We start from the raw sequence: 18658 nt of genomic DNA, 5'->3' as shown, positions 1-18658 counted from the left end.
ATCCAGGGGTGTTGAGGGATGCCAGAAAACCTGGAAAAACCGGAAAAACCGGATGTAAAAGCTGAAAGGGGTTCCTTCCCCGGACAGGAGCTTTCAGTTAAAGAAGCCGAAGCCCTGGGCTATTACGATTTCATGAGCTACCTCGGGGTGCCCTATTACCACATAGGAGGCCTGAGTTCTACCAGAAAGCTCGCTGAGTTCTGCCGGATTGACAGCAGCAAAAAAGTGCTTATGGTTGGCTGCGGAGAGGGTTTTTCTGCTTGCTACCTCGCAAAGAAAACCGGCTGTTCCGCGGTCGGAGTTGATATTGCAGAACTTTCCGTCAGAAAGGCAAAGGAAAGAGCCAGAAAAGAAGGACTTGAAGGAAAGGTGGAGTTCGGGATGGGAGATGCCTATGCCCTGCCCTTCAAAGCCGGGGCCTTTGACGCCGTGATTACCGAGTTTGTTTCCCAGTTCCTGGACAGGGACAGGGCTTTTAAAGAATTCGAAAGGGTCCTGAAACCCGGGGCTTATGCGGGAATTAACGAGATGTACAGGGAAGAGGAAATCCCTCCGAAAGCCTCCGAAGAAATCGACCGCGCCGAGAAGATATTCGCTGAGATTACGGGACTTCCATTTTCCCTTCCCACCCCTGAAGAGTGGAGGAGAGGATTTGAGGGGGCGGGGTTAAAAGACGCTGCCGTAAGGAAGTTCAGGCCTTCTCCCGGCCTTGAAGAAATAAAAATGCTTGTAGAAGCAATGGGCGGGAGCTGGAAATTTACCAGGTACTTTGCAGGGCTGATGTGGAAAATGGCCGGATATACCCTCTCAAGCAGGAAGATCCGGCTCCGGTTCAGGAGGCTGGGGGAAGGCAAAAAAATCCTGCTCCGGAAAAAACCGACCTCAAAATATGTGGGGTACGTACTGGCTACAGGAAAGAAAAGTGAAGATTAAAAAAGAAAAAAGAGATGTAATGGCTGCAGGAAAGAAAAGTGAAGGTTGATAAAGAGAAAAGCCCGTACATCCGCATGGAGAAAAAAACCGAAAAAATGAAAAAGAGAACAAGCCGCGCTTCAAAACTGTAAGAAAATAAAACTTTTTTGGAAAAAGATATAAAGAATCAAAGGGAAAGTAAAGCAATAGTTTCATATAAAGTTCCTTTAAGGTTTCTCTGGAGAGGAGGCCGGAACTTTTGCTGAGACTGGATGCTTTCTAAAAAGAATGAGAAGGAGAATTATCTCCGGCATATTTTAGAAGCTTCCGGGGAGAGGACATAAATGAAGATATCACTTATCGATTTGGCGTTTCTTTCTGAAAAAAGAACAAATGTATTGCTCCTGCTGGAAGAAGGGCCCAAAACGGGGGACGAAATCAAAACGGCTCTTAACGTTAGCTCGACTTCCATTATGCCCCAGATCAAGAAATTAAAGGAAGGAAACCTGATCCTGCAGGGAGAGGACAGCAAGTACAGGCTTTCCGAAATGGGGGAAATTGTAGTCGAAAAGATGGGACCTCTCTTAAACACCGTGAGGGTCTTTGAAGAAAACTATGATTACTGGATAAACCACGACTTCAGCGGGATTCCCGAACACCTCCTGAACAGGATCGATGAACTGGGGAACTATTTCCTGCTGGAACCGGACCTGAACCGGCTCTTTGAGGTGCCGGAAGACTTTAAGAAGAATCTTCTGGAATCCCGGCGCGTAATGACATTTTTCTCATTTTTCCACCCTCTCTACCTTGACCTTTATTCCGAACTTGTAAAAAAAGAAGCTGAGATGTTTCTCATCCTGACCGAGCCTGTTTTTGAGAGGATGAAAAAAGACTATAATGAAGACCTCAGGTTCCTGCTTGAATCGAAAAACACGAAAATATACATCTGCGACAAAAACATAACCCTGAAAAACGTAGTAACCGACCGTTTCTGCTCTGTACTGCTCTTTGACAGGAAGGGAAAATTCGACCACCAGCGCCTGATAAGCTTTGATGAGAGCGCACTGAAATGGTGCGAAGAGCTTTTCATGTATTATAAGAACATGTCTATTCCCCTGGAAAATCTCTGATCGGACTGCCTTTTATTGCTCTGCAATTCCTTATTGCCCTGCAGCCAATAAAAAACTGAAAGTGTGCCAAAAATATTTGTAAACAAAAAAACTCTTTTTTAGGGTTTTCAGGGTCTTTTAGCCATTTCCGGCTTCTTATCCTCCAGAAAATCTCAGATTTATTCCCCTAGATATTTGTCAATCAGGGCGCGGAACTTATGGATGTCAATGGGTTTTGAAATATAATCCACGCAGCCCATTTCTATGAAATGTTCCTCACTGCCTTTCATGGCATGGGCTGTAACCGCAATCACCGGGATATCGGCAGTTGAGGGGTTCTTCTTAATCCGTGCGAGCAGTTCGAGCCCGTCCATTTTCGGAAGCTGCATGTCCAGGAGGATGATATCGAATTTTTTCTCAGAAAGGCGTTCAAGGGCCTTTATCCCATCCTCTGCCCCGGTTACGCTGTGCCCGTAGAACTCCAGCAAATCGAGGATCAGTTCCATGTTCATGGGGTTGTCTTCAACAATCAGAATCTCTTTCATCGTCATGCCTCTTCAGCATAGTTAATTGATTTATTCTGTTAATTAACTCTTTTCTTCCGAAAGTGCCTTTTTTCATAATTGAAAGCAAATGCCCCTTAAGTTCTTCATTAAGTTCTTCAATATTCTTTTCGGTAAACTCGCCCGCCGTACAGACAATAAGGGGGAGGTCTTTTGTACTGAGGTCTTCCCTCATGCTGGAAATTACATCAAAACCACTCACTTCCGGCATCATAAGGTCAAGTATGAGGATGTCGGGGTGTACGGAGAAGAGCTTTTCCATGCCGTCTTGCCCGCCGTAAGCCTTGACAACCTCAAAGCCCTCGGGCTCGATCATCGAATTAAGCAGTTCCACGGCATTTTCGTCGTCATCCACGATAAGAACCTTCGGGCTCTCAAACCTGAACTTCTGCGTGATTTCGCCCAGGGAGCCCATCAGTTCAGGCTTTTTGACTGGTTTTGTAAAAGAATATGTCGCCCCAAGGGCAATTCCCAGTTCGTTTTTATCAGTCATGGAAATGATGAGCACGGGAATGGAAGCGGCCTCAGGGTCATTCTTCAACTGCCTCAGGACAAGCCAGCCGTTGGCATCGGGCATGAACACGTCAAGGGTAATAACATCGGGTTTAAGTTCCTTTGCAACAGCAAGGACAGTCCTTCCATTATAAATTGATGCTACCCTGTACCCTGCTTCCACCAGTACTATTCTAAGAAGTTCGTTGGAATTTTTATCATCGTCAACAACCAGAATGAGCGGTTTTCCTTTACCGCCGTTTTCTGGAGAGAGAATTACAGGGAGTTCTACATCCCCCTTAAATTCTTCAACAACTTCTTTCACCGAGAGGGCTGCTTTCTTGTTCATTTCGAATTCGAGGAGAACCCCTTCAAGCTCTGCTTCCCCGGTCTTCCTTATGGCCTGAGGATTTCTAAGCGGGAGTGAGAACGTAAAGCTGCTGCCCTTCATGAGGTCGCTTTCAACCCGGATTTCTCCTCTGTGAAGGTTTACGAGCTTCTTTACGAGGGCAAGCCCAAGCCCGGTCCCGCAGTACTGCCGGGCTGCTGAGGCATCAATCTGGGTAAAAGGCTGGAACAGCTTTTTCTGGTCTTCACCGGAAATGCCTATCCCGGTATCTGCAACAGTAATAAAGGCCATTCCTCCTTCTTTTTTGCAGGAGACAAAGACTTTTCCCCCTTCGGGAGTAAATTTGATTGCATTGCTTATGAGATTGGAAAGGATCTGGAAGAGGCGGCTCCTGTCGGCTTCAAGGCTCGTAAAACCCGGCTCCATGTTAAAGACCACCTCAAGAGACCTTGCACGGGCAAGAGGAGAAAAAACGGCCCAGACTTCCTCAAACAGGGAGGCAGGAGAGAACTCACTGTAATAGAGCTCCATTTTTCCGGCCTCGACTTTTGAGAGGTCAAGTATGTCATTTATAAGTTTCAGGAGATGCTTCCCACTGTTAGAGATGTTATTTATGTACTTTAACTGCCTTCCGTTGAGTTCCCCAAAGACCTTTTCAAGCAGGATGTCCGAAAAGCCTATAATGGAATTAAGGGGTGTCCGCAGTTCGTGGCTCATATTGGCCAGGAATTCACTCTTGGTCCGGCTGGCCCCCTCTGCTTCCAGCTTTGCCTGAAGCAACCGCTCTTCCGAGTGCTTATGGGCAGTGATGTCAAGCCCTGCCTGCAGGACCCCTGTTACTCTGCCTTCCTCATCCTTTATCGGGCCTGCCCGGACCATCCAGACCTTTCCGTCGGGAGCAAGGAGCTCCTCAACTTCTTCATTCCCGGATTTAAGCACCCTTCGCACCGGAGATTTCTCAGGGTCCATTTCATATAGCACACAGACATCATCGTGGCTCCGACCGATTATATATTCAAGTTTCAGGCCCACAAAGTCCAGAAACGCCTTATTTGCCCAGATTATGCGCAACTCCGGGTCAAGAAAAACAAGCAGTTCACTGAGAGAATTGAGAATAACCTTTTTCTCATGCTCTTTTGCCTTTAGCTCTTCAGAGGCTATATTTAAACGGCCAAGCATGCCATTTATTCTCTCTGCCAGCCTGGAAAGCTCATCGTCCCCTTCCACAAAAAGCCTATCGGAAGAATCATCTTTTTTTCCAACCTTTTCCACAAAGCTGTCAATTGCAACAATCCGGGATACTACCTCCCTGTCCAGAAGGAGCTTGCAGCCTGCCCCCACCATCAGACCTGCAAACAGGAGGAAAAGGACAATGTAGCGCAGGGATTCCTGTCCTTCTGCATAGATATTCCGGTCCATATCCGTCCGGACCATGACAGCAGGATTTCCCTTGATATCGTCCAGGACAAAATAACCTGCCATCCGGCCTCCTTCTACGGGATGCACGAAAGTCCCGGTCTTACTTTCAAAAAAAGCCTGCTGGAAATCGGAGGGTATGCTGTCAAGCCTGTAAAGCATCAGAGGGTTTCCGGTAAGAACCCGGAGGGATTCTACATATTCCTCATCAAGGCCCTCCCCCAGAATGAGCGTCCCGAGCACTTCCTCACTCTCCGGCCCTGATAGGACAGGGCGGCTGGAAATGATCATGGGGCCGCCTTCCAGCAAAAGCAAGCCCTTTACATTATCTCCTGCAGCCGTACACAGGAGATTGTTATCATTTATGCTCCGGAGGATTTCAAAAGGCACGGGGACACCCGGGTGTTCGGAATCTGGTGTTTGGGAATATATCACACTCCCCGAGCTATTGACTAAAAAGACTGTATCGTACCCGGTTAAGGAAAAGATCTCGTTCAGTATAATTCCATCAATATGTTCCATTCCATCAATATGTTCCGGGTCCGGACTCATCAGCATAAAAGCCCTAATATCGTCCCGGGAAGAGAGAATGTAATTGATTTCATCAAGTTCCCGGACCTGAAATTCAAGAACGTTTTTTACCTTTGCCACATTTCCGACCACTTCTTTTTGCTCCATTTCGGAAAAACTCGAATCCAGAATATTCTGTGATGCAAAAATAACAACTGAAGTAAGGAGGGCAAAAATCAGGTATATGATAACAAGAACCTTTTTACTAACATTCATACTTTGAACTCGGGGGATGGATGGGGGTTGAGTTTATAATATAATAGAGACAGATAAAAATCAACTAAATATATATATAAAGATTATCAATGGAAAAGAAAATAATAGAAAAATATTCCATAAGACGAAAATAGGGAATTTAAGAAGAATTTGCCGGAATCACCATTGAATCACCATTGAATCACCATTGAATCACCATTGAATCACCATTTAAACAACCCGGAAACCCACTTAACATTTTTTCTGAGGAGATATTTCCTGAGCTCGTCGACTGCCAGAAGAAAAACCGCAAAGGGGAGAGCAAGCAGCATGTATCTGAGCTCAATGGGAGAAGTATAGAAGATAAGGTTAGCCAGGGGGTTCCAGATAATGAAAGAGAGGATAAGGAGTTCGCTTGCAATGCCTACCAGGACAAGCTTGTTGCTGAAAAAACCCTTTGTGAAGACCGACTGGAAACGGGTCCTCGAAGTAAATACATTTGCGACCTGACAGATGATCACCGCGGAAAAAAAGGCAGTTATGGACTGCATATAAAGGGGGTCGCTGTTAGGCAACTGTTCTCCGAAGGCCCATCCTCCTTCAAAAAGCACGGCAAAATAGCAGAAAAAGCCTGCTGCAGCTTCTATAGGCCCTTTTACCCCGTAGGAGGTAAAAAGCACCTGGGAAGTAAGCAATTTCTCTTCTCTGGGCCGCGGGGGACGCTTCATAATATCCCCTTCCCCCTTTTCCATTCCAAGGGCAAGGGCAGGCAGGAGGTCGGTCCCCAGGTCGATTGCCAGGATGAGCTGCACCGGCATGGGGAGAGGAATGGAGAAGAGTACGAAGGCTATAAAGGGGAGGATTTCCGGGATGTTGCTGGCCAGGATGTAGGCAATGAACTTTTTTATATTGTCAAAGACAGTCCTTCCTTCTTCCACAGCGTTTACGATCGTGGCAAAGTTGTCGTCCAGGAGCACCATGTCCGCAGCCTCCCTGGCCACGTCGGTGCCGCTGCCCATGGCAACCCCCATATCCGCGTTCTTGATCGCGGGGGCATCATTGACCCCATCCCCGGTCATGGTCACGATCTCCCCTTCCGCCTGGAAGAGCTGCACGATTTTCAGTTTCTGCACCGGGGAAGTGCGGGCAAAGACAATGCTCCGCTTTTTCAGCCGGGATGAAAGCTCCTCACGGGAGAGAGCTTTCAATTCGTCCCCTGTGATAATTTCAATTGCCTCCGAATCCGCAAGTCCCACACTCTTTGCTATGGACTCGGCCGTGACCGGGTGGTCTCCGGTAATCATTACAACCTTGATCCCGGCGGCATGGCATTTTGCAATTGCCCCCCTGGCCTCCGGGCGCGGAGGGTCCACAATCCCTATAAAGCCGAGAAAAACAAAGTCTCCCGTGTACTCTTCCTGCCGTTCGATTTCCCGGTATGCAAGAGCAATCACTCTCTCCCCCCTCTCAGCCAGCCGGATATGGTGGTCCAGAAGGTCCTCCTTTTCGGTTTTGCCCAGGCCCCGGACCCCTCCGGGCTCCAGCACGGAACCGCACATATCCACCACCACTTCCGGGGCACCCTTGAGGTACGATTCAAGCCCGCCTTCCGGAGTCCTGCAGATAACCTCCATCCGCTTGGTAATGGAGTCGAAAGGAAATTCCTCCACCCGGGGGTAGCTTCTGCCGAGTTCCTTTAAGTCCGTAAGGCCGGCCGCAAAAACCAGGAGGGCACCTTCAGTGGGGTCTCCGGTATAACCCGGAGCAATTTCCGAAAGCCTTGCGTTATTGCAGAGCCCGGCAACCCTTATGAAAACCGGAGGCACTTTACGCGGGTTCCAGCCTGAGATTGCCGCAGCAGGAATTCTTTCTGCCCCGGATGCCGTAATATCTCCTGAAGCTGCCGTAACCTCTCCCGAAGCCTCTCCCTCCCCTTCGGGATTTCCCGGCTCCAGCCGTTCAAACCCCAGGATTAGAGAGTTTACAGCCATCCTGTTCTGGGTCAGGGTGCCGGTCTTGTCCGTGCAGATAACGGTGGTCGAGCCCAGGGTTTCCACGGATTCGAGCTGTTTGATAAGGGCGTTTCTCCCGGCCATCCTCCGGGACGCAAGGCTCAGGGCTAGGGTCACCGTGGGCAAAAGCCCTTCAGGCACATTGGCGACAATGATACCGATGGCAAAAATCAGGCTTGCAAGAAAGATGTCCTGAAGAAAAAATGCCAGCAAGAAAAAGGTTATTCCCAGGAAAATAGCAATTGCGGAGATGACTTTTATGAAATGGTTGAGTTCTTTTCTGATAGGGGTTTCCACGGCTGACGTCTTTTCTGTCAGTGTGGCCAGGTTCCCGATCTGGGTATGCTGCCCGGTCCCGAACACGACTGCCTTTCCGTTTCCGCTCTGCACGAGCGTCCCGGAAAAGACCATGTTCCGGCATTCCAGTATTTCCGGGTGAGTGCACTGGAGGGAACGCAGCTGCGGCTCGGCTTCCCCGGTAAGGGCTGAATTGTCCACCTTCAGGGAATTTACCTCGATCAGCCGGCCATCTGCAGGGACCTTGTCTCCTTCTTCAAGCAGGATCAAGTCTCCGACAACCAGTTCCGAAGCCAGGACGTCCCGGACTTTGCCGTCCCTGAAAACCCTTGCATGGGGAGGGATAAGGCCCCGGAAGCTTTCCATGGTCTTTTCAGCCTGGTACTCCTGGATAAAAGTGAAAGTCCCGTTAAGGACCACAACCACCCCGAGAGCAACCCCTATATAAACGTTGCCCTTGCCGGGGTCAAGGTACTCGCCAAGGAAAGATAAAATAGCCCCGATGACCAGGAGAATGGAAAAGAAGTTCCGAAACTGCCGCAAGTATTTAATTAATATGCTTTCTTTCCCGGTTTCCTTCAGGATATTGGGCCCGCACTCCCGGAGCCTCCTGATAACTTCCCTTTCACTCAACCCGTTTTCATCCGTTCCGAACCTCTTCAGAAACTCAGGAAGGGAAATCCTGTGTTCATCACCCCGGGGACTGCAAACCTCCGACCTGTTTTCACCATTTGCCGCCTCCATACCCGATGTATCCTCCACCGAATCCCCCATGATTCAATGCCGCATAAAGATAAGAAACTTGGCATCTTGAAATAAAGAAAGCGGCATAAGAGCTCAGACCTTCAGGGACTGCCATGAAACCCCAAAAACAAAAACAGCACACATAGGCAATAAGAAAGAAAACACGAAAAATTAGTTCAAAAATTTTTACCTTATTTATCAAAAACAGGATAAAAAAAAATTCCCGACAATTAGCTTTTATAATTTGGTTACCGAAAGTATGCTCTATCTAATGCTTCAAAGAGGGAGTTGAGATGCGTTTTTGCTAATTTTCTCACCCATTTGCAAGCGGACAAGAAAGGAATGCCAGAAAACCTTTCCGGCATCAATCCCCGGAAAAACCCCGGGAGAAAAAACCTGCAATTTTTAACTGTGTTCCAGGACTTCGGACACTTTTAGTCTGGAGTGTGAAACATTTTGGATTGAAAAGGTCTATATAATATTGTCAAGTAGAAAATAAAATTGTTACTAAAAATAAATCTATAATGATAAAAAAGGTATGACCGATTATGAGCGAATTTACACTTAAAACGAGACTTTTAGCCGCCCTGAAAGGCGAAGCTGTTGACAAAGTACCTGTTTGTTCCGTGACCCAGACCGGAATTGTAGAACTCATGGACGAAGTCGGCGCCCCATGGCCCGAGTCCCACACCGACGCCGAACTTATGGCAAAGCTGGCAATCGCAAACCACGAGCTCAGCGGGCTTGAGGCTGTCAGGGTCCCCTACTGCCTGACCGTCCTGGTCGAAGCAATGGGCTGTGAAATCAACATGGGTACAAAGAACAGGCAGCCCTCTGTCACCGGTCACCCCTACCCCAAGGACCTCGAAGGCGCTGCAATCCCCGAAGACCTGCTGCAGAGAGGCAGGATCCCTGCAGTGCTTGAAGCCATTAAGATCATCAGGGAAAAGGTCGGCCCCGACGTGCCCATCATCGGTGGAATGGAAGGCCCGATCACCGTCGCCTCTGACCTTGCAAGTGTAAAGTCCTTCATGAAATGGTCCATCAAAAAACCTGAACTCTTCGAACAGGTCCTGGACCTCGCAACCGAAGCTTCAATCATCTACGCAAACGCAATGGTCGAAGCCGGCGCAGATGTCATCTCCGTTGCAGACCCGGTCGCATCCCCTGACCTCATGAGCCCGGACTCCTTCAAGCAGTACCTCCAGGCAAGGCTGCAGAAGTTTTCCTCCAGTGTGAACTCCGTGACCATCCTCCACATCTGTGGTAACGTCAACCCCGTACTCAGCTACATGGCAGACTGCGGCTTTGAGGGCCTCAGCGTGGAAGAAAAGATCGGCAGCGTAAAGAATGCAAAGGAAGTCATCGGGACCAGGGCAAGGCTCGTCGGAAACATCTCAAGCCCCTTCACCCTCCTGCCCGGACCTGTTGACAAGATCAACACCGAAGCCAAGCAGGCCCTTGCAGAAGGCATCGATGTGCTCGCACCTGGCTGTGGGATTGCACCCATGACCCCGCTCGAGAACATCAAAGCCATGGTCGCAGCAAGAAACGAGTTCTACGCCTGAAACGGCACAACCATTTTCTTTTATTTTTTAGTGGGCAGGTTTCGGGGCAACACTGCACCAGTCCCCGGGAATTTCCTGCCCCGCTTTTCATTTTTTTCCAGTTTTGCCGGAGATGGGACGCCCCGGGTGCAGACATACGAGGTTGCGGCCCTTTCAGGCAGCCGGTCCAGGCAAATAAATAATTCACTGCATAACTCACATGGGGCGTTTTATTTACAAAGAAACTTATTTAAAATTATTTAAAAATGAGCGAGTACCTGAGACGCATCCTTTGAATGAGCGATCAATTGGATGCATGAGCAGGCTTTTTTGAAGGAGGTAAAAATATGAGAACAGGCGTTGCAATTGACCTGGGAACCAGTGGTTTTCGGGCACAGAAAATTGACCTGGAAAACGAAAAGATCCTGAAAACCGTCATAACCCTGAGGAACCCCCTTCCCGGGGCAAACGTGATGGACCACCTGGACTTTGCAATCCATTACGGACTTGACAAGGCCCACGGGCTCTCGGCAACTGCTGTCAAGCACATCATGGAGGAACTGGGAGTAAAGCCTGAAGAACTGGAAAAGTTCTCAATCTGCGGAAACCCGATCCAGCTTTCCATCTTCCAGGGAATCCCTATCGAAGACCTGGCCTATGCCGGAGAGCGCAAGAAACAGAAATACCACATAGAAGAGCAGAACAGGGACGCCCGGGTCATCCCCCTGGCCGAGATTGCAGGTTTTGAAGAATTAAAAAACTGCAAGCTGTACGTGCCCCCTGCCATCAAACACGAAGTTGGAGCCGATGCCCTGGCCCTTATCGAGAAAGCCGGGATGCTCAACAGTGACGAGATCGCAATCGCAACTGACTACGGGACAAACGCTGAAATGGCCCTGAAAGCAAACGGCGTGATTTACACCGGGTCGGCTGCTGCAGGCCCCGCCCTGGAAGGCCAGGAAATCGAATACGGGGCAATTGCTTCCCCGCACACCATCTGCGATGTGGAGTTTGACGGAGAGAACCTGCGCTGCTATGTGCTGGACAGGGACATGAAAAGCACAAGGGGAGACCTTGTGAACCCGAAGACCGGAGATGTTGTTGAAAAAGGGGAAATCACCGCAAAAGGCATCACCGGGACCGGCGTCATCGCCCTCATCGAAGCCGGGATCAGGAACAAACTGATCGTGCTCCCGAAGATCCAGACCCCTGACAGCACCATCCACCTTCAGGACGGGATCAAGTTCACGGACAAAGACTTAATCGAAGCCGGAAGGGCTATAGGGGCGATCCGGGCAGGGCACATAACCCTCTGCGCAGCGGCCGGAATCGAGATGGAAGACCTCAGGGTAGCACACATGTCTGGTGCTGCCGGCACCTATATGGATGCGGCAAAGGCCCACCAGGTAGGCATGATCCCCTACAACGCAGGCTATGTATCCCAGATAGGAAACACCTCCCTTACCGTGGCCCGGGAAATCCTGCTTTCGGAAGACAGGCTCTGGGAACTTCAGAAGATTGCAAAAGATATTGTGGGAACGCACGTAATGTTTGCAACCTCGGAAGCCTTCAAGGAAGCCTACATGCTTGAACTTGCCTTCTGGAACGAGGGCATGATGTTCAAAATGCTCAAAAAATTCCTGAAAAAGAAAAACCTCCCGATGCTCGACGAACCCTCTTCAATCCTGAAAATCGACCGCCAGGTCGAAAGGGACATCCCGGTACTGGGAGAAGAGGGGCTGCACGTGCTCGAAAAAGTCGGCACTTACCTCACAATGGTCATCGAGGACTGTAAAAACTGCCACAGCTGCGCAAAAGTCTGCCCGACCGGAGCCCTCAGGATGGACGATTCCGGCACCGTAAGGATAAGGACAGACCTCTGCGACGGGGCCAATTGCCAGCGCTGCCTCCACGCCTGCCCGGAAGACAGGTTTAAGTGGGAAAACCTGACCGTTGCAGAGAACTGAAAAGAAGCCGGAAAAGCTTATTGGAACTGAAGGCAGAATAGTGGACATACGAGAAGCGGACATATAAGAAAGCGATAAATAAAAACGGCAGCAAAGGGAGGAAAGAACCGTGCAGGTCATTGTGGTGGGGGGTTTTCTCGGGAGCGGGAAGACTACCACCATTATCAATATGGGAAAATACCTTGCAGAGCGAGGGAAAAAGATCGCCATCATTGTAAACGAGATAGGGGAAGTAGGCATTGACGGGGACGTCATCAACAGGTACGGGTTCGATACCAAGGAAATAACAAGCGGGTGCATCTGCTGTTCCCTTAAAGTGGGGCTCAGGACGACCGTAACCCTCCTTGCAAAAGAATACAAACCCGACATCCTAATGATCGAGCCCACGGGAATTGCTTTCCCCCACGTGATCAAGGAGGAGGTCGAACTCATGAACCTCGGAGAAGAGGTAGAAATCTCCCCCCTCGTGACCCTGATAGACGGGAGCCGCTTTAAGCACCTGATGAAAGAAGTAAAAGAATTCTCCATGCGCCAGATCATCGATGCGGAAATCCTCGGGATAAACAAGGTGGACCTGATCGAACCCATACAGCTCCCTATCCTGGAAGCTTCGGTCCAGCAGTTGAACCCGAAAGCCCGGGTGGTCCGGCTCTCAGGAAAAGCCATGGACGAAAAGTTCGAGAGCCTTATGCATATACTCGTCCCGGACCTGGAAGCGGAAAAGCCTGCAAAAGAGGAAAAAGCTCCTTCCGAAACCATATCCGGAGCCCCGGCAGCCCCTAAAGAAACCGAAAATTCCATTGAAGCTTCCGGAGTCGGCACTTACGCTGCGGAGTTTGCGGTGGAGAAAAAGGGCCTGAGCAAAGAGGAAGCCCGGGAAATCACGACCGAACTCATGAACTCGATCAAGAAAAAGGCCCTGGGGCTCAATCCCGAGTTCATCGGGCACATTAAGCTCTTCCTGGATAACGGGTCCGAAACCGTGAAACAGAGCGTTACAATCTATTACGAAGAACCACAGGAAGATGTGATCAAATCAAAGGAAGGGGCATCTCCTGCACTCAAGGTCCTCTCTGCGGTTTCAAACGTTGAAAAAGAAGCTCTTCTGAATGCCGTAAACAGTTCGGTCCGGGAAATCTTCGGAGAAAGGAAGATAGGCATCCATAAGATAGAGAAAGGCCATGGGCATGAACATGAACACGGGCATGAACAAAAGCTAGTAAACATATCCGGAATAAGGAAAGAGAATTCTGGAAAATAAGAAGAGGATTGAGATGGGGACCCACTAACTACCTTTCCCCACTCACCACATCCTCACATCCACCACCTTCACCCGGAATCTGGTTTTACTCAAGGACACATGGAAGGAAGCGGGCCAATAATTCCCTACCATTTGTAATTGGTCCTTGTAATTGGTCCTTGTAATTGGTCCTTGTAATTGGTCCTTGTAATTGGTCCTTGTAATTAGCCCTTATAAATTCCGGGTTTAATTGATTTTTTCTGATCTGTCAATATAATATTGGGCAAGTTCGTTTCCCCATTCCAGGGCACTCTGATTGAAACTCATAATTTTCCTGTGATCGAATTCCCCGTCTTTTCCGAAGAGCTTCAGCATCATGAAATCATCAGCTACCATAAAGGACGAGGGCCTTATGTTACCTGAATAGATATAGAGGGACACCTTGTTCTCAAGCAGTACATTGTATTCGCTCTCAAAGTCGTCCTTCAGCCTGTTGTAAACCTTTTCGTCAAGGATGAGGTGCACTTCAGCTCCGTTTTTTGCACAGGTGGCCTGAATTGAAGGACAGTCCGGGCAGAAGTATGAATAAAAGGACTTGAGAGTCCTTGAACTGAACAGCTTGTCCCGCAGATACCTTGGAAACTCGAAAAGGTGGTCCAGGTCAGGTTCTTCCAGGGTACACTTCCCCAGCATGTCCATCTTCTTTATCAGATGCCTGGGAATAGGAGACCTGTCATGTTTTGACCAGTAATCCTTGTTTCCGTCAAAGACGTCCAGAAGAGATGTGAGCGGGAGCATCTTTTCAACGATCACATCACCGAGGTCCGAGAGCTCGTAGACGTTTCCCTTCTGGAGGATGATATCCATATCCTTCAACTTTTTGATCTGCGGCATTACCGCACATGCCTTCACGTTAAGGGTGTCCTTGATCTCATCAATATCCTTTGGCCCGCTGGCTAACTGGACAAGGATATTTTTTCTCTTTTCAGAAAAGAAAATCAAGTCTATAAGGGAACTCATGTTTATCAACTTCCAACCATGAACCTATATTATCAGATGTTTTCGGGATTTACCCTTAACCCCACCACAAAGGCAGGATTGTAAAGCTCCAGCTCCATGTAAGAGATGGCCTCTGATTCACTCATAATTTTGCTGCTTTCGCCCTTTTTTATCGATTTTCGTAGATAGCGTGGTCATATCGACAGCAGATCTCCGAATTCAACGCTTTTTTTAAAAAATGGGAAACAACTTCCTATCAATGCCCAGCTAATTATATTACAGAGATTATATTTAAATCTTGATACTTGACTGTTACCATAGCAGCAGATCTGGAAAGCTCACCATGAACAACTTACCAAAAACTGCGGACATTATATTTAAAACATAACAATGAATGTCATGGAAGCATGTCAAAAACTACATGATTATATTTAAATTATAATAATTAGATAGAAAATCGCAAGCTATAAAACAGAAATAAAAGATATCCTGTTGTTTTGAAGAGGCCTTTACTATCTCAGGCACCCCAAGAATATGGTTCCACCTTATTTTTGCACCGGATCGAATAACCGCCATCAGTCCGGAAAACAAGGATTCAACGGCTTAAAGGGGTTTTTGAGACCCTGCGCATTGTTAGCCCCCTAACAATACCCTCAAATTTTCAATGCCCCCTATTTTTCAATGCCCCGCTTTTTTCAATACCCTTTGATTCCGTGAAGATGGCAGTTTTTGAGGTCACCCACTGTAAACCGACCCATGGCCAAAAAACGCTTTTAGCACAAAAAAGGCAAGAAACAAAAAATCCCCCAGGGCATTGAAACCGGTGCTCTGGCAAAAACCCGGTCCGCACAAAAACTGAGGAAAGCCATATTTTATAACAAGAGCAAATATTGACAGAGAAATGAAAAGCAACGTCGGTTAAGCTATATATTTCTGAGTCATTTGTCTTTTTAGTAATCATAGCCTGAAAGGAGATTTGACCTCCGGGCCACAGGCCAGGAGAACTCCGGGACCCTGCAGGACAGGATCCGGAAGAACGGAATATTCAGGTTGTGGTTATTGTGTGGATTAAGGAGTATATTCGTGGATTTAGGGAATTAACGGGCTGTGGAACCCGTTTAAGGATCTAAATGCAGTAAAAAACCAGGATAGAGATCCGGAAAAACAGACAGACAACTGGCTGTTTGGATCCTTCACTAAAAAAAAGGAGATTTTCAATGGCAAAAGAAGAAATTCTGAACGCTTTATCTGATGCTGTAGTTGAAGGCGACGACGACCTTGCAGAAGAATTCGCACAGAAAGCCCTTGATGAGGGACTCGATGCATACGAAGCAATCGTTGACGGCCTTGCAAAAGGCATGAAAATCATCAGTGACATGTATGAGAAGGGAGAAGCCTTCGTCCCGAGCCTTCTGCTCGCAGCAGACGCAATGTATGCCGGGATGGACATCCTCACCCCTTACATCAAAGTAGACGGGACCGCAGCTCCCAAGAATGTTATCATCGGTACTGTCGAAGGTGACGTGCACGACATCGGGAAGAACCTCGTCAAGACCATGATGACCGCAGCCGGCTTCAACATGATTGACCTCGGCTGTGATGTGCCCCTTGAGAAGTTCGCAGAAGCCGCAAAGGAAAAGAAGGCAACTGCAATCTCCATGAGCACCCTTATGACCACCACCATGGGTGGAATGGAAACCGTTATCGAACAGCTCCAGGAAGAAGGTATCAGGGACTCCATGATCGTATTGGTCGGCGGCGCACCCGTCTCCAGCACCTTCGCAGAGTCGATCGGAGCAGACGGCACAGCTCTTGACGCAAGCGCAGCAGTTGAGACCCTTACCTCCCTTGTCAGCGAACTCCCGGCCGACCTCTGGAGCGACTCCGCACTCGCAGCAAGCAAGATGAAATACAAGGAGTCCCTCGCCCAGAAAGGAAACAGGGAAAAGGTCGACATCGGCCTTGTAACTGCAGAGAAAGTCCTTGCAGAATTCGACTCTGTCGTGCCCAAGTTCAACGAGGTAATGACCAAGGCAGAAAGATTCACCTCAGCCTTCCAGGACAAGAAAGTCGACAGGCTCCCGGTCGCACCCCTCGCCTGTGGCGTTTCCAGGAAATTCGTACCCTGCTCCTACGCAGACTACTCCACCAAGGCAGAAAAGTACGCAGCCTGTGTCGAAGCAGGTATCAAGTACTTCAACATGGACACCTTCGTAGGCCTGACTGACCTCTGTGTCGACGCAGCAGACTTCGGCGCAAACATCAGGTACCCTGAAGAGGACACCCCTGCAGCAGTCGGCCACCTCGAAGACTACGAGAAGCTCGAAGTCCCCGAAATCAAGGAAGGCACCCGTGCCCACAACCTTATCCAGGGCAACAAGATCGCAACCGAGAAAGCACACGCCCTCGGCGCACCCATGACCGCCCTGATCGAAGGCCCGATGGTCGCCCTGACCCAGATCATGGGAGCAACACGTGTCCTTTCCGACCTCAGGACCAACCCCGACGTTGTCCTCAAGGCCCTTGACAAGACCGCAACCTACGTAGAAGAAATCATGAAGGGCATGTTCGAAGAAGCTCAGCCGGACAACCTCTGTATGGTTACCCTCTGGACCAACAACGTCATCCTCAGCGCTGACGAATACATGAAGTCCGAAGGTCAGATCATGCAGAACAGGATCGCCCCGATGTACAAGAAGTACAACAAGCCGACTGTCATCCACAACTGTTCCGACGCCCCGCACTGGGACCTCATCCACAAGTGGGACACCAAGTACTACAGCTACACCTTCTACCCTGATGAAGTCAACAAGGGTTCCAAGGACCACAAGTACCTGATCAGCACCCACGGTAAGGAAACCATGTTCGGTGGAGAAGTCAGCCCGATCGTCTTCCTGGACAACAGCCCAGAAGGCCTCGAAGCAATGAAGGCAAACACCATGGCCCTCCAGGAGAGCGTCCTGAACACCCTCAAGGAGAACGGCATGCAGTCCAAGTACATGATTGCAACCGGCTGTGAAGTGCCGCCAGGAGCACCCTGTGACTCCATCACTGCCCAGACATACACCGTGGCAGAGAAGGGTCCGGAACTCTACAAGAAGATCATGGGATAATCCCACGGAAATTACTTTAAGAAAAACGGGCAAGTTTCAGCTTGCTGAAAAAAGGATGGGTAAAAAACCCATCCTTCCTTTCCCATCGAAATTACAGGGTTCTCGTTGTTTTCGGCCCTTGTGCTTCAAAAGCGCAGAGGCGAACTTAAAAACGATAAAAAGTGCCGAATAAAAAACGGATAAAAAACGAAAAAACGAATTAAAAAGATTCAAGCTGAAGATATGTGCAGTTTTTCGCGGAGAATAGCAGAGAACCTTTTTTTAACTACTTTAGGAAAGAGGTGAAACTGGATGAAGTACCAGAGAAAACCCGAACCTGGAGAAAAGCAAAATTATTCGAGTCCTGCACGCGGCCCTATGGCCTATAAGCCAGGGCTGAGCCACTCATCTCAGAGCCCCTTCTTCCGTTACTCGGTCATTGAAACGGGCCCTTTGACCTATGAACTCGACTCAAACCCCCTATGTGCAACTTACACAATACCCGCTCACTCAGGCCTTCCCGCAGAAACGGACCTCAGCATGGGAAATCCGGATACCTACCTCAGAAGTATTGGAAAATATTCAGAATCATCCGGCATTCTGCACTCCGGGAAGAAGTCTGAAATACCCTGATTAAACTTCCAGCAAAATGCCCCTCCAAAACAGATAAAAACTTCCAGCAAAATGCCCATTAAAACAAATAAAAACTTCCAATCAAAATGTCCCACTTAAAAAATAAAAACTTCCGGCAAAATATCCCATTAAAACAAATAAAAACTTCCAATCAAAATGCCCCATTAAAACAAATAAAAACTTCCGGCAAAAGCTCCATAAATATTGACCGGAAATTATAAAACTATCTTCATTCATCGATACCGGAGATAGGACCCTGCATGCACGATTGAGAATTCCTGCAGGGAAATGGCAGACCACTAGCAGGTAAAAAAATCAAAGCAGTGCTATTGGGGAAAAAACATGGCAAGTGAAATAAGAACACCGAACAGCCCGAATCCGGAAAGCCGGGACGGAATGGCAAAACTGGCCCGAACGATACAGGACAAGATTCAGATAAAGGAACCTGTAAAGGAAGAAGGGCTGATCGATCAGCTCGAAAGGGCAGCCACCGAAATAGACGAGCTGCTGGGTTCGTCCCT

The 18658-nt window shown here is 48.6% G+C and carries 11 protein-coding genes; 7 read left to right on the top strand and 4 right to left on the bottom strand.

Annotated features, from left to right (window positions below; genetic code table 11):
• The first annotated feature begins 18 nt into the window (after positions 1 to 18).
• Positions 19 to 933, top strand: a complete 915-nt coding sequence (locus FTO70_RS15695) for a class I SAM-dependent methyltransferase (protein WP_255336709.1) — start codon at positions 19 to 21, stop codon at positions 931 to 933.
• A 323-nt stretch (positions 934 to 1256) separates the two neighbouring features.
• Positions 1257 to 2042, top strand: a complete 786-nt coding sequence (locus FTO70_RS15690; protein ID WP_255336708.1) for a winged helix-turn-helix domain-containing protein — start codon at positions 1257 to 1259, stop codon at positions 2040 to 2042.
• 158 nt (positions 2043 to 2200) lie between these two features.
• On the opposite strand, the gene FTO70_RS15685 is transcribed toward FTO70_RS15690, so the two are convergent.
• From FTO70_RS15685 to FTO70_RS15675, 3 genes are all read right to left on the bottom strand, one after another.
• On the bottom strand, positions 2201 to 2572 hold the full coding sequence (locus tag FTO70_RS15685) for a response regulator (RefSeq protein ID WP_255336707.1): 372 nt from the start codon (positions 2570 to 2572) through the stop codon (positions 2201 to 2203).
• A complete protein-coding gene (locus FTO70_RS15680; RefSeq protein WP_255336706.1) occupies positions 2544 to 5627 on the bottom strand; it encodes a response regulator in 3084 nt (1027 codons plus the stop codon). Before FTO70_RS15680 ends, FTO70_RS15685 begins: the two co-directional genes overlap by 29 nt.
• Before the next feature lie 203 nt (positions 5628 to 5830).
• Positions 5831 to 8659 (bottom strand): cation-transporting P-type ATPase, encoded by a 2829-nt coding sequence (locus FTO70_RS15675; RefSeq protein WP_255336729.1) that lies wholly within the window; start codon positions 8657 to 8659, stop codon positions 5831 to 5833.
• 548 nt (positions 8660 to 9207) lie between these two features.
• Here FTO70_RS15675 and mtaA point away from each other — a divergent pair.
• From mtaA to FTO70_RS15660, 3 genes are all read left to right on the top strand, one after another.
• Positions 9208 to 10227: a methylcobamide:CoM methyltransferase MtaA gene (gene mtaA, locus FTO70_RS15670; RefSeq protein WP_255336704.1), complete on the top strand. Its 1020-nt coding sequence runs from the start codon at positions 9208 to 9210 to the stop codon at positions 10225 to 10227.
• Positions 10228 to 10553: 326 nt separating this feature from the next.
• Positions 10554 to 12173: a methylamine methyltransferase corrinoid protein reductive activase gene (locus FTO70_RS15665; protein ID WP_255336703.1), complete on the top strand. Its 1620-nt coding sequence runs from the start codon at positions 10554 to 10556 to the stop codon at positions 12171 to 12173.
• 109 nt (positions 12174 to 12282) lie between these two features.
• Entirely contained in the window at positions 12283 to 13434 is a 1152-nt protein-coding gene (locus FTO70_RS15660; protein ID WP_255336702.1) for a GTP-binding protein, read from the top strand.
• Positions 13435 to 13659: 225 nt separating this feature from the next.
• On the opposite strand, the gene FTO70_RS15655 is transcribed toward FTO70_RS15660, so the two are convergent.
• On the bottom strand, positions 13660 to 14433 hold the full coding sequence (locus FTO70_RS15655) for a winged helix-turn-helix domain-containing protein (protein ID WP_255336701.1): 774 nt from the start codon (positions 14431 to 14433) through the stop codon (positions 13660 to 13662).
• Between the two features lie 1196 nt (positions 14434 to 15629).
• Between FTO70_RS15655 and FTO70_RS15650 the strand changes: the two genes are divergently transcribed.
• A complete protein-coding gene (locus FTO70_RS15650; protein WP_255336700.1) occupies positions 15630 to 17525 on the top strand; it encodes a uroporphyrinogen decarboxylase family protein in 1896 nt (631 codons plus the stop codon).
• A 291-nt stretch (positions 17526 to 17816) separates the two neighbouring features.
• Positions 17817 to 18137 carry a hypothetical protein gene (locus FTO70_RS15645; RefSeq protein ID WP_255336699.1) on the top strand — a complete coding sequence of 107 codons (321 nt, stop codon included), beginning with the start codon at positions 17817 to 17819 and terminating at the stop codon, positions 18135 to 18137.
• The last annotated feature ends 521 nt before the right edge of the window (positions 18138 to 18658 follow it).

Source organism: Methanosarcina sp. KYL-1 (assembly GCF_024372725.1).
GTDB lineage: Archaea > Halobacteriota > Methanosarcinia > Methanosarcinales > Methanosarcinaceae > Methanosarcina.
Note: the sequence above shows the minus strand (reverse complement) of the source record. Positions and strands in the feature narration are given on the sequence as shown.